Source organism: Pseudosporangium ferrugineum, assembly GCF_003002065.1.
Classification (GTDB): domain Bacteria; phylum Actinomycetota; class Actinomycetes; order Mycobacteriales; family Micromonosporaceae; genus Actinoplanes; species Actinoplanes ferrugineus_A.
In genome coordinates, this window is sequence record NZ_PVZG01000003.1 from 507572 (window position 1) to 520723 (window position 13152).

Genomic DNA, 13152 nt, shown 5'->3' on the forward strand with positions numbered 1-13152 from the left:
CCTATCGAGTACACCGGGCGCATGCGCAGACTTGTCGTGTCGGCCGCGCTCGCCGCGGCACTGATAGTGGGGACGGGCGGGCAGGCGCACGCCGCCCCGCCGCCCGGCCCCGCGGGTTCCTCCGGCGGGTGGTCCGTCGAGGGAGGCCACCTCACCTGGCGCTCGGACGAGCGGGTGCCGATGGGCGACGCCGAGGTCGAGTTCTGGTCCGGCGGGCGGCTGCTCGGCCGGCCGAAGGCGGCGCCCGACCGGAAGACCTTCACGCTCGACCTGGACCGGGCGGCCGGCCTCGGCTCGCTGGAGGTGCGGGCCGGCGGCCGGCGCCTCGACCAGGCCGCGCCGGCGGCCCATCGCCGGTCCGTCGCCCCCGAGCCCGTGGTCCCGGGGCCGGCGAAGGCGAACGCCGTCGACCCGGGGAAGAAGGGGCCCTACCGGACCGTCCAGGGTGAGTACACGCTCCCCGGCATCAAGCTGCCGGACCTCCCCGAGAAGGTCGAGATGCAGGCCGTGGTCGTGGCGCCGAAGGGTGCACCCGGCAAGCGCCCGCTCGCCCTGTTCCTGCACGGCCGGCACTACCTGTGCTTCGCCGGGCCCGACGACCTGGGCGATCAGACCTGGCCGTGCCCGGCCGGTTCCCAGCCCATCCCGAGCCACCGCGGCTACCTCCAGGCCCAGGAACTGCTCGCGTCGCAGGGCTACGTGACCGTCTCCATCTCGGCCAACGGCATCAACGGCCAGGACAACGAGTACGCCGCCGACCGCGGCGCGCAGGCCCGTTCCTCGCTGGTCCGCAACCACCTCGCGAAGTGGGCGGACTGGGCGGGCAGCGGCCGGGCGGGCGCCCCCGCGATCGTCCGGTCCGCGCCCCGCGCCGACCTGTCGCGGGTGTTCCTGATGGGCCACTCCCGCGGCGGCGAGGGCGTGAGCCGGGCGGCGATGGACACGCTCACCCCGCCGCCGGCCGCGCAGGAGGGCTACCACGGCAGGGTGCGCTGGACGATCCGCGGCATGCTGCTGATCGGACCCACGATCTTCGGCCAGAACCCCGTGCCGGACGTGCCCTCGGCGACGATCCTGCCCGGCTGCGACGGCGACGTCTCGGACCTCCAGGGCCAGATGTTCATCGACGAGACGCGCGGCGTCGGCAAGGGCCGGGCGTTGCAGAGCTCCCTGTACGTGATCGGCGCCAACCACAACTTCTTCAACACCGAGTGGACGCCGGGACAGGCGGTCGCCCCGGCCGAGGACGACTTCTTCACCGAGGAGCCGGACGCGGTCTGCACCCCCGGCCGGCCCACCCGGCTGACCGCCCAGCAGCAGCAGAACGCCGGTGCCACGTACATCGCGGCCGCGGCGCGGCTGTTCGTGGGCGGCGACGACCGGGTACGCCCGCTGCTCGACGGCACCGGCGTACGCGCGCCGTCCGCCGACCCGGCGCGGGTGCTCAGCCACGCGCTGGGCGGGCGGCGTACCGCGGCGCTGCTGCCGGACCCGTCGATGAAGACCACCGGCGGGGCCCGCATCTGCGAGCAGATCACCGCCGACGCCGCCGAGGTCTGCCTCGACGACGAGGACTGGACCGTCCGGTCGGCGCACTTCGTGTCGTTCGGGGACCTGCCGTCGGAGGCCGGCCGGTACGCCGCCGAGCTGACGTGGTCGGCCGCGGGCAGGCCGATGACGCTGAAGCCGGCGCGCCCGGTGTCGCTGGCCGGCTCCCGGGACCTCGCGCTGCGGCTCATGGTCCCGCCGAACACCGCCGGCACCCGCTTCGGCGTCGCCGTGACCGACACCCGTGGCCGGCGTACGGCGCTGGGCGACGTGACCGTCGACGGGCTGCCGGGCACCGGTCACACCACGTCGCACTGGGCCCGCGAGGTGCGGGTGCCGCTCAAGAGGCTGTCCGGCAAGGTCGCGGCGTTCGAGGTGACGCCGCGTACCGCCGCCGGCCGCGCCTGGCTGATCGACGCGTGGGGCTGGCAGCCCGGCACGCCGGCACCGCAGGCGACGTCGCTGCCCCGGATCGACATCGGCGACCTGACCGTGGACGAGGGCGACGCGGGCACCCGGACGTACGTCGTCCCGGTGCGGATCTCCGGCCGGGGCGACGGCAAAGTCCGGTTCTTCGAGGTGGACGCGGTCACCAACCGGGTGACGTCCCGGCTGGTCCCGGTGCACCGCCGCCAGCGGGCGATCCGGATCCCGGTCGAGGTGAAGGGCGACACCCTGTTCGGCTGGGACGAGGGCACCACCGTGCTGGCGAAGGCGGAACGCGGCCTGGTGATCGGCGACTACGTCGGCGGCGTCCGGGTCAGCAACGACGACCCCATGCCCACCGTCACGGTCAGGGCCCTGGCCGACAGGGTCGCCGAGGGCGGCACGCTGCGCTGGGAGTACACGCTCTCGGCGGCGGCCGAGACGGACTTCTCGTTCGGGGCCTTCCCGGTGAAGCCGACCGCCGGCACCGAGTTGTCCAGCACCGACGTGGACCCGCAGTGGTTCCGTGACCACGCCTACGGGGAGGAGCCCGAGCCGTCCCGCCCGCTGTCGGAGACCTGGCTGACGCCGTACGTGGACATCCCGGCCGGCCGGACCAGCGCCGAGCTGGCCGTGCCGACGGTGGCCGACAGTCTCGCCGAGGGCGAGGAGGTCGTCGAGCTTTCCTCGTCGATCCCGGCGGCACCGGCCCGCCAGGAGCCCGACGATCCCGAGGAGATCCGGCTCATCGGCACCGTGACCGACTGATCCACTCCTCCGGGCGGCATGCTTGACCCTCGACCTTGTCGAGGCGGCAGGGTTCCGGGCTGTGGAGAGCACGATGTACGGGATCGGCGAGGTGGCGCGGGCCAGTGGGCTCGGCGTCAGCGCCCTGCGGTTCTACGACCGGGCGGGCGTGCTCGTCCCGGCCGAGGTCGACCCGGCGACCGGCTACCGGCGGTACCGCGCGGAGCAGATCCGCGCGGCCCGCCTGGTGGCCGGCCTGCGCCGGGTCGGCATGCCGGTCGCCGACATCGGCCGCGCCGTGTCGGAGCTCGGCCGTGCCGACGCCGTCCGCAAGCTGCTCGACGAGCACCTGCGGCGGCTCGAGGACGGCCTCACCGACGCCCGGCGCGAGCTCTCCCGACTCCATCACCTGCTGGATCTCGAGGAGACCGCCATGACCCGGATCACCCTGCCCGCCGCCGCGCTCGCCGCCGCCCTGGACGCCGTACGGTTCGCCGCCTCGGCCGACCCCGCCCTGCCCATGCTCAACGGCGTCCTGCTGGATGTGGAGAACGGCGTCCTGACCGTGGTCGCCACCGATCGCTACCGGCTCGCCGTGGCCGAGGCCGCCGTCACCACCGACGGGCCCCCGGTGCGGGTCGTCGCCCCGCTGACCTTCGTCGACGAGCTGCGGCCGGCGCTCACCGGCACCGTCACGCTGGACCTCGGCCCGGAGTCCCTGGCCGCCGAGACCCCGGACCGCCGGCTGACCGCCGAGCCGCTCGACGTCGACTATCCGGATCTCCGCCGCCTGCTCCAGGCCGGCGCCGCGGAGCCCCGGCGCATCACGATCGACGTGCCGGCCCTGCGCACCATCGTCGGCGGGGCGGCGACCGTGACGCGCGAGCACGAGGGCGTCACGTTCGACGTGGCGATCCTGACCCTCGATCCCACCGGCGCGGTCCGCGTCGCCGAGGAGGACGCCTGGGCCGCGGACGAGGAGGCGCACGTGGCGGTCAACCGCGAATTCCTGCTGCAGGCGCTCGACGCCGGCGCGGCCGGGCAACTCGTGCTCGAGCTCGACGGCCCGATCAAGCCGCTGGTCGTACGGGGGGAAGGGAGCTACTCACTGCTCATGCCGGTCCGTCGCTGAAAGCCGGTCACGGCGACCGTAAAGAACGTGTAGCGTCGTCACAGTACAGCTAGTACGATCCCTGCTCTGATCTCGATCGAACCGTTCCTACCAGCCACTCTCAGTCCTGAAGCCCACATGCCGATCAAGTAGTAGTGACGTCAGCCGCTACCGGCTGGCACCGACGCGGCCCGGGCAGGTTGCCTTGAGTACAGACGAGCGCTACTCCGTGGAACGCGGGCCGGGTGACGCATCCGCCACGCGCGTCGCGGCTCGGGACGAGGCAAACGGACATTCAGGTCCTTCAGGCGTTTCCGGCGATGAACGGTCCACAACCGACGAGATCGCCGGGCTCGAGTTCACCACCCCGGAGCATCGGGGCCGGGCGAGCGCCGAGATCCACACCGCCACGGCAACGGCCGCGAGCGTACGGTCGCCGCTGTACCGGGCGGTGTGGATCTACCTCGCCGTGACGATCACCAGCGTCGCGGCGTACGTGTTCCTGCCGCAGACCACCCTAGTCGCGTGGCTGCTGATCGTGCTCTCGTCCCTGGTCGCGTTCGCGGTCGGGGTCGTGCGCAACAAACCCCGGCGGCGCACCCCCTGGGTCCTGCTCGCGGCCGGCTACCTGACCTTCGCGGGCGGCACGGTCGTCGCGCTGATCGCGGTCCCGCCGGGCCAGTTCCCGTCCGTCGCCGACATCATCTTCCTGGGCGTCTCCCTGCCCCTGCTGCTGGCCGGCCTGCACGGGCTGACCCGCTCGGGGGCGCGGTTCCTGGACCGGGCCGGCGTCCTGGACGCGACCATCCTGACCATCGGCGGCGGGTTCCTGGCCTGGACCTTCCTGATCAACCCGTTCCTGCAGGACCCGACCCTGAACGCGCTCGAGAAGACGGTCTCGATCGCGTACCCGCTGACCGACGTGCTCACCCTGGCCATCCTGGCCCGGCTCGGCCTGGCCGCGGCCCGCAACACCAGCCTGGTCGCCCTGCTCGCCTCCGGTGCCGCACTGCTCACCGCCGATGTCCTGTACGGCCTGAGCCGCCTCGAACGCATCTGGGAGCTCGGCGGCCCGATGGACCTCGGCTGGCTCGTCTTCTACATCGCCGGCGGCGTGGCGGCGCTGCACCCGTCGATGATCCGCGCCACCGAGCCGCACGTGCTCACCAGCACCCAGGTGTCGCTGCGCCGCGGCGTGCTGACCGCGGCGTCCCTGCTGGCCCCGGCCGCGCTGCTGGTCCAGGCGCTGCGCGGCCCGGTGGTCGACGGCGTCGTCATCGCCGTCGTGTCGGCGGCCCTGATCCTGCTCGCCCTGGCCCGGATGTCGGCCGTCGCCAACAACCTGCGCCAGGCCCTGGCCCGCGAGCGGGAGCTGCGCGAGGCGTGCGAGGCGCTGCTGGTCTCCACCACGCCCGCCGAGGCCGAGTCGGTGCTGCGCCGGGCGATCGGGCGGATGTTGCCACCGGACACCGACCACCGGGCGGTGCTGAAGCTGCGCGGCGAGCAGACCCCGGCCGAGCTGACCGCGGCGCTCGGCAACCTGACCGCCGGCCTCGAGCTGCGGTACGTGGTCACCCTCCCCGCCGACGTCGCCGAGCCGCTGGCCGCGTACGAGCTGGCCCTGCACTGCCGCCTGGCGGTCGGCACGTCCTGGATCGGCGACCTGTTCGTCGGCGCGGACGAGCCGGCGCTGATCGGGCTGCAGGAGGCCGTACCGGTGCTGGCGGGCCAGGCGGCGACCATGATCGACCGGATCCGGCTGGGCCGGGAGATCAGCCGCCGGGACAGCCAGGCGTACTTCCGGACCCTGGTGCTCAACGCGACCGAGGTCATCGCGATCGTCGACGAGGACAACCGGATCACCTACGTGAGCCCGGCCGCCGAGGCCGTCGTCGGCACCGCCGACCTGGTGGGCAGCGACATCGTCGGCATCGTCGACGAGGGACAGCGCGACGAGGTCCGCGGGCTGCTGGACGCGACCCGGTCCGGCAAGGCGAACGAGGCGCTCAACCTGTGGTGCGTACGCCGCACCGACGGGAACCTGGTCTACGCCGAGGCCGTGATCGGCGACATGCGCGCGGAGCCGGGCGTCGCCGGGCTGGTCGTGACCCTCCGCGACGTCACCGAGCGGCGGCGCCTGGAGCAGGAGCTGCTGGCCCGCGCGTACGTGGATCCCCTCACCGGCCTGGGCAACCGCTTGCAGTTCCAGGACGACGTCGCGTCCGCGGTCAGCGAGCGCGGGGGCGCGACCTGCGGCGTCCTGATCATCAACGTGGACAGCTTCCGGGTGGTCAACGACACGATGGGCCACGAGGTCGGCGACGAGTTGCTGATCGCGGTGGCGCGGCGGCTGTCCGGGCTGCTGGCCGGCCGGGGCAAGGTCGCCCGGCTGGGCGCGGACGAGTTCGGCGCGGTGCTCGTCGACGCCCGGGACGTCGCGGACGTCGAACGGTTCGCGGACCGGGTCGTCGGCCTCTCCGCCGAGGCGTTCCACGTCGGCGGCAGCCTGGTCACCGCGCACCTGCGGGCCGGCGTCGCCACCACGGCCGACGCGGGTACGGCCAAGGAGCTGCTGGGCCAGGCGGACGTCGCCCTCGACACCGTCCCGGCCAGCGGTGGCGCGCGGTGGCGGCGGTACGAGGCGAAGCTGCACGCCGAGGTGCTCGACCGGATGCAGCTGCGTACCGACCTGGACCGGGCCTTCGCCGAGGACGCGTTCCAGCTGGCCTATCAGCCGATCGTCGAGCTCGGCTCCGGGCGTACGGTCGGCTTCGAGGCCCTCCTCCGCTGGCCGCACCCGGAACGCGGCATGGTCTCCCCCGCGCTGTTCATCCCGCTCGCCGAGGAGTCGGGGCTGATCGTCGACCTGGGCGCCTGGGTGCTGCGGACGGCGGTCGCCACCGCGTCCCGGTGGCACCGCGAACGCCCGCAGGATCCCATGTACATGAGCGTGAACGTCTCCGTCCGGCAGTTCCGCTCCCCCGAGTTCGTGGACCAGGTCTTCGCCGAGCTCGCCCGCTCGGGGCTCCCCGCCCACCTGCTCACCCTGGAGATCACCGAGAGTCTCCTGCTCGGCGAGCACGAGCAGATCCACGCCGACATCGCCCGGCTGCGGGCGGCGGGGATCAAGATGTCGATCGACGACTTCGGTACGGGCTACTCGTCGCTGAGCTATCTGCACCGGGTGCCGGTGGACACGCTGAAGCTCGACAAGTCCTTCGTGGACACCATCACGACCTCGGCGCAGCAGCTCGATCTCGTGCGGGGCATCATCCAGCTCGCCGCCATCCTGGCGCTGGACGTGGTGGCGGAGGGCATCGAGACCGAGGAGGAGCACGGCCTGTTGTTCGAGGCCCGGTGCCGCTTCGGTCAGGGCTTCCTCTTCAACCGGCCGCTGACGGAAGCCGACGCCCACACGTTGATCGCAAAACGTGAATGAGCCTCTCATCACACTTGGCATTATTAATTGGACGATGCATCGATCTATCTGCCTAGCCTTGACTCCATGTTGTCCACCACGCCCGCCGGGGCCTCGCCGGCCGCCGACGCCGCCTACCGCAGCGTCTCCGCCCTGACCGGGGCGGGACTCTGGGACCAGGTGATCGACGAGATCGACGGCCGGCGCATCCGCGTCGGCGAGCGGTGGTTCGTGGACTGGGCCTCCTGCAACTACCTCGGGCTCGACCTCGACACCGAGATCATGGACGCGATCGATCCGCAGGTGCGCCGCTGGGGAACGCACCCGAGCTGGTCGCGCATGCTCGGCAGCCCCCGGCTCTATCCGATGATCGAGGAGCGGCTCACGGCGTTGCTCGGCGCCCCCGACACGCTGGTGTTGCCGACGATCAGCCAGATCCACCTGTCGGTCATCCCGGCGCTGGCCGGCAAGGGCCACATCCTGATGGACGCCCGCGCCCACCGGACCATCTACGACGGTTGCGTGCACGCCCGCGGGCTCGGCGCCACCCTGCGCCGGTTCCGCACCGAGGACGCCGACCACCTCGCCGAGCTGCTCCGCGAGGTGCCGCCCGGCACGCCGGCCCTGGTCTGCATGGACGGCGTCAACAGCATGACCGGCAACACCCCGGACCTGCGCCGCTTCGCCGCGGTCTGCCGGGAGTCCGGCGCCACCCTCTACATCGACGACGCGCACGGCTTCGGCGTCATCGGCGAGCCCGGGCCGGCCGGCACGATCCCGTACGGCCTGCGCGGCAACGCCATCGTGCGCCACTACGGCCTCGACTACGACAACATCGTGCTGGTCGGGGGCTTCTCGAAGGCGTACTCGTCGATGCTCGCCTTCATCGCGTGCCCGACGCCGGTGAAGGAATACCTGAAGGTGGCGGCGGCGCCGTACCTCTACTCCGGGCCGGTTCCCACCGCGGCCCTCGCCACCGTCCTCGCCGGACTCGACGTCAACGAGCGCCGCGGCGAGGTCCTGCGCGCCGAGCTGCACCGCAAGACCGGCCGCATTCTGGACCATCTCGCCGAGCTCGGCGTACGGACCCCGAACGTCTCCGGCTATCCGCTGGTGCAGGTCCCGCTGAACAACGCGGAGGAGCTGCCGGCCGTGGCGGACAGGCTGCTCGACCGGGGGATCTACGTGACGCTGGCGCCGTACCCGGGTGTGCCCAAGGACGAGGTCGGCTTCCGCATCCAGGTGACCGCGGCGCACACCGACGAGCAGGTCGACGAGCTGCTGGCGACGCTGAGCGCGCTCGGCACCGAGGTGTTGCGCCGCCGCTGACCCACCGGTCACCTGCGGCGCACCCACGGATAGACGGTCGCCCAGACCATCTTCCCGTCGCCGGCCGGCATGACCCCCCACTTCGTCGCGGCCGCCTCGACGACCCGCAGTCCCTGACCGCGGAGGCCGGCGTCGCTGATCGGCCGGGTCGCCTCGCGCTCCGGCGGCGGACGGGAGGTCAGCGCCCGGGGCAGCCGCGGATCCCCGTCGGCCACCACCAGGTGCAGGCCCGTCGCACGCCGGGACACCACCACCGTGAGCGGCGGCCGGGCATGCCGGATGGCGTTCCCGGCCAGCTCGGAGACGACGAGCCGGCCGCGGTCCCGCAGCGCCTGCAGCCCCCAGGCCTCGCAGGCGTCACTCACCAGGTTCCGGGCCAGGTAGGCGCTGTCGGTCCGCTGCGGCAGGCGGAGCCGGAGCCGGTGCAGCGAGTGCGGCAGGCCCAGCCCGGCGGCGCGCGCGGCGCGCGCCTGGTCCGCGGTGCCGTACACGGGCAGGAACCGCGCCGCGCCCATCCGGCGCAGGCGCTGCGCGACCGCGGCCTCCGGCGGCGCACAGAGCAGCACCTCGACCGGGGGATCCAGCTCCTGCGACAGCCGCCACGCATGGACCCAGGTGTGCACGCTGCCGGCCCCGGGATCGTCCAGCGAGGCCAGGTCGACGATCAGGGCGGCGGGGTGCTCGCACAGGCTCTTCTCGACCGCCCGGTTCAGGTCCACGACGAGATCCGGATGCCAGGTCCCCCGCACGGTCATGACCAGCGTCTCGGTGTCGATGTCTGCTCGGACGACTATCGCGTCGGCATCATCGGCACCTCGGTCAGTGGTGTTCAGCGGACTCACCTCGGGGCGGGGGTTCGGCCGCGCTGCACGTGCTCTCCGGCCGGGGCAGCGGCGACGGAAGCGATCGCCGCGGTTCGCGCTTCACTCACCGCGATGCTGCCCCTGTGCCAGCGCCGCCAACGGACAGACCGTCCGTCGCCGATCGATGCAGCCTGTATTAAGGGGCGGGAGCCGCCAGGTCACGCTGCCAGTGGGCACAGCGCAGCGGCCGGCCCTCGTAGTCCAGATCGCAATCCACCCCGCGGGTGAAACCGAGCTTGTGCAGAATCGCATTGGACGGCCCGTTGCCCACCGCGGGAAAGGCATGCAGCACGCGTACGCCGCGAGCCACGGCCAGCGGCAACAGCCGGTCGAACGCCGCACCGGCCACACCCCGCGCCTGGAAGTCGGGCAGCAGCATCGCGCCGAGCTCGTGCACGGCCCGCCCCTCGAACTCCGACCGCCAGATGGCGATGAGCCCGACCGGCCCGGCATCCTCGGGCTCGATGACGTAGTAGAGATCGCCGTCGGCCACCCCGGCGAGCCGGCGCTGATGAACCTGGGCGGCATGCTCCTCGTCCCCGGCACCCCCGAGGTGGCCGACCACGCCCGGATCGGACTCGAGGCGCCGGGTCAGACCCAGATCGGCATCGGCGTACGGGCGCAGTCGCATGCCGTCCTGCTTACCAGGCCTTCCCCCACCCGGCACGCCTTATCGCCACGGCCCGGTTGCCGGCACGGCCCGGTTCGGGGCCCGCCGGCCCGGTTGCCGGCACGGCACGGCTCGGGGCCCGCCGGCCCGATCTGGGCGGCGCGGCAGCACGCTCTGGCGCGGCCCGCCGGTTTGCCGGCCGGTGCCGCTTGTCCGCGCCGCCTGTCCGCGGTGCTTGTCCGCGGTGCTTTCCCCCGCGGTGCCCTTCCGCCGCGGCGCCCATTTCCCGCGGCGCCCTTTCCCACGCGGCGCCCTCTCCCCGCGGCGGCCTTCCCACGCGGTGCCCTTTCCCACGCGGCGCTCGTGTCCGGGGCTTGTCTCCGCGGGGCTTGTCATCGGCCGGCGCCGGTCATCGGGCCCGGGGTTGCGGCGCCGCCGAGGAGTTGGACCAGGAGTTCGTCCCGGTCGGTGAGGACCGCGCCGAGCAGCCGGCGCCCGACCGCGAGCAGGGCCGCCACGTCGGGGGTGCTCAGGGCGTACACGACAAGGGAACCCTCGCGGGAGGAGGTCACCATGCCCGCCCGGCGCAGAACGGACAGCTGCTGCGAGAGATTCGACGCCTCGACGTCGATCGCGGCGAGCAGGTCCCGCACCGGCATCGGTCCCGCCTGGAGCAATTCGAGGACTCTGATCCGTACGGGATGCCCCAGCGTGCGGAACAACTCGGCCTTGGCCTGATAGAGGGGTTTCGACATGCGACTCCTCTCCTCGGACACCCGGCCTGCCGCCGACCTTCGCAGGTTGCGGCGGAAGGTGTCGCACCGCGGGTGCGACCGGCGGTCCCGCGCCCTGATCAATTGAGAAGTTGAAGATATTCGCAAGTGAACCGCACCGGGGGTGCGACGCGCGTCGATCCGGCCCGCCCATCCTGGCCGCATCCCTTTCCCGCGCCGGCCGGCTGCCGGTGCTGACCTGCCCGGAGGAGAGCAATGCCTGAGATGGATGTCGCCCTCAAGGACGCGATGCAGATCGGCGGCGCGATCGGCGCCGCCCTCGTCGACGCCAGCAGCGGTATGGCCCTCGGCCTGGTCGGCGGCGGCCGTGACTTCGACGTGACGATCGCCGCGGCCGGCACCACCGACGTGGTCCGGGCCAAGATGCGGGCGATGGAGATGCTCGGCCTGACCGACAAGATCGAGGACATCCTCACCACGATGAGCGGCCAGTACCACCTGATCCGCCCGCTCACCTCACAGACCGGGCGGGGGCTGTTCCTCTACCTGATCCTCAACAAGGACACCGCGAACCTCGCCATGGCCCGCCACCAGTTGAAGCGCATCGAAGTGGGTCTCGACCTGTAACCGCCGCTGACACCGGCCGCCGGACAGGCGACACTGGGGCGGTGGACTCGGAGATCCAGGCCCGGCGGGCCGCCTGCACCGACTCGTTCCTCGGCAACGGCCTGCTGCGGCCCCGGGAGTTGCTCGCCTCGATCGACCCCGAGACCGACCCTGACACGTACGGCGAGGGCGGCGTCGTCGCCGAGCTGGAGGGGCACGTCGCCGCCCTCCTCGGCAAGCCGGCGGCGGTGTACCTGCCCAGCGGCACCATGGCGCAGGCCGCGACCCTGCGGGTGCACGCCGACCGGCGGAGGTCCCGGACCGTCGTGTGGCACCCGTACAACCACGTCGAGCAGCATGAGGGGCAGGCGCACCAGCGGCTGCACGGCCTGGTCGGGCGGCGCGCCGGCGAACCGGAACGACTCCTCGGCCTCGGCGACCTGAAGGAGGTCGCCGAGCCGGTCGCCGCGCTGCTGCTCGAGCTGCCGCAACGCGATCTCGGCGGCGCCCTGCCCTCCTGGGACGACCTCGTGGCCCAGACCGGCTGGGCCCGGGATCGGGGCGCGGCCGTCCACCTGGACGGGGCCCGCCTGTGGGAGGCCACCGCCGGCTACGAACGCACCCCCGCGGAGATCGCCGCCCTCTTCGACACCGTGTACGTGTCCTTCTACAAGGGCGTCGGCGCGCTGCCGGGCTGCTGCGTCGCCGGCTCGGAGGCCGACATAGCCGAGGTGCGGGAGTGGCGTTCCCGGCTGGGCGGCACCCTTTTCGCGCTGTGGCCGGGCGCCGCGTCCGCCCTGCGCCTGCTGGACGAGTCGCTCGCCGAGATGCCGGCCCGGATGCGCCACGCCCGCGCGATCGCCGCCGCCCTGACCTCCGTCCCCGAGGTTCGCCCGGTCCCGGACCCGCCCCAGGTGCCGATGATGCACCTGCTCTTCGCCACCTCCGCCGACCGCTTCCGCGCGAACGCCGCCCGCCTCGCCGACGAGACCGGCCTCTGGGTCTGGCCGAACGTCGTCGCGACCGGCGACCCCGACGTCGTCCGCACCGAACTCACCGTCGGACGGGCCACCCTGCGGCACAAACCGGAATCGATCGCCGAGATTCTGGGCGGCCTCTGCACCTAGTCTGGAACCCGTGGGCGACAACTTCCTCCTCGGCGAGCGCTCGGTGGCTCGGATCGGTTTCGGCGCCATGCAACTCGCGGGCCCCGGCGCCTTCGGACCACCCCGCGACCGCGCCGCCGCCCTCGAGGTGCTGCGCAAGGCGGTCGAGCTCGGCATCAACCACATCGACACGGCCCAGTACTACGGCCCCGACGTCGTCAACGAGCTGATCCGCACGGCGCTCCACCCGTACCCGGAAGATCTGGTCCTGGTCTCCAAGGTCGGCGCCCAACGCGACAGCGCCGGCCGCTGGATCCCGGCCCTGCACCCGGAAGACCTACGGGCCGCGGTGCAGGACAACCTCCGCTCTGTTGCGCCCCGGGTTAGATGGAGACATCGAAACCTGGAGGAACACCGGCGATGCCTGCACCGAAGAAGTACAACGATGATCTGCGTGAGCGTGCGACCCGGTTGGCGGTCGAGGCCCGCCGGGACCCGGTGTCCGCGGTCGGGGCGATCCAGCGGATCGCCGGGTCGCTCGGGGTTCATCCGGAGGCGCTGCGCACGTGGGTGAAGAAGGCCGAGACCGACGCCGGCGTACGGCCGGGCACGACCAGCAGCGACGCCGAACGTATCGCCGCGCTGGAACGGGAG

At 72.8% G+C, this 13152-nt stretch carries 10 protein-coding genes and 1 pseudogene; 8 read left to right on the top strand and 3 right to left on the bottom strand.

The window, feature by feature from the left end; translation table 11 throughout:
• Positions 1-21: 21 nt before the first annotated feature.
• The 4 genes from CLV70_RS09675 (at position 22) to CLV70_RS09690 (ending at position 8579) form a co-directional block, all read left to right on the top strand.
• Positions 22-2742 (top strand): alpha/beta hydrolase family protein, encoded by a 2721-nt coding sequence (locus tag CLV70_RS09675; RefSeq protein WP_106126033.1) that lies wholly within the window; start codon positions 22-24, stop codon positions 2740-2742.
• Between the two features lie 73 nt (positions 2743-2815).
• Positions 2816-3853 (top strand): DNA polymerase III subunit beta family protein, encoded by a 1038-nt coding sequence (locus CLV70_RS09680; protein ID WP_106126105.1) that lies wholly within the window; start codon positions 2816-2818, stop codon positions 3851-3853.
• Between the two features lie 184 nt (positions 3854-4037).
• On the top strand, positions 4038-7271 hold the full coding sequence (locus tag CLV70_RS09685) for a putative bifunctional diguanylate cyclase/phosphodiesterase (protein ID WP_146164006.1): 3234 nt from the start codon (positions 4038-4040) through the stop codon (positions 7269-7271).
• Between the two features lie 66 nt (positions 7272-7337).
• Entirely contained in the window at positions 7338-8579 is a 1242-nt protein-coding gene (locus CLV70_RS09690; protein WP_106126035.1) for an aminotransferase class I/II-fold pyridoxal phosphate-dependent enzyme, read from the top strand.
• Between the two features lie 8 nt (positions 8580-8587).
• Here CLV70_RS09690 and CLV70_RS09695 read toward each other — a convergent pair whose 3' ends face one another.
• From CLV70_RS09695 to CLV70_RS09705, 3 genes are all read right to left on the bottom strand, one after another.
• Positions 8588-9334 (bottom strand): ATP-binding protein, encoded by a 747-nt coding sequence (locus CLV70_RS09695; RefSeq protein ID WP_106126036.1) that lies wholly within the window; start codon positions 9332-9334, stop codon positions 8588-8590.
• Positions 9335-9578: 244 nt separating this feature from the next.
• Positions 9579-10073, bottom strand: coding sequence for a GNAT family N-acetyltransferase (locus CLV70_RS09700; protein ID WP_106126037.1), 495 nt, complete (start codon positions 10071-10073; stop codon positions 9579-9581).
• A 371-nt stretch (positions 10074-10444) separates the two neighbouring features.
• A complete protein-coding gene (locus CLV70_RS09705) occupies positions 10445-10807 on the bottom strand; it encodes an ArsR/SmtB family transcription factor (protein WP_106126038.1) in 363 nt (120 codons plus the stop codon).
• Between the two features lie 234 nt (positions 10808-11041).
• On the opposite strand from CLV70_RS09705, the gene CLV70_RS09710 reads away from it, so the two are divergent.
• The 4 genes and pseudogenes from CLV70_RS09710 to CLV70_RS40355 form a co-directional block, all read left to right on the top strand.
• Complete coding sequence (locus CLV70_RS09710; RefSeq protein ID WP_106126039.1) at positions 11042-11413, top strand: hypothetical protein; 372 nt, start codon at positions 11042-11044, stop codon at positions 11411-11413.
• Between the two features lie 41 nt (positions 11414-11454).
• Positions 11455-12519 (top strand): threonine aldolase family protein, encoded by a 1065-nt coding sequence (locus CLV70_RS09715; protein ID WP_106126040.1) that lies wholly within the window; start codon positions 11455-11457, stop codon positions 12517-12519.
• Positions 12520-12562: 43 nt separating this feature from the next.
• A pseudogene (locus CLV70_RS40945) lies at positions 12563-12853 on the top strand (aldo/keto reductase); the annotation flags it as partial.
• Between the two features lie 65 nt (positions 12854-12918).
• Positions 12919-13152: transposase (locus tag CLV70_RS40355; protein WP_146164007.1), on the top strand; the 234-nt coding region annotated here is incomplete at its 3' end.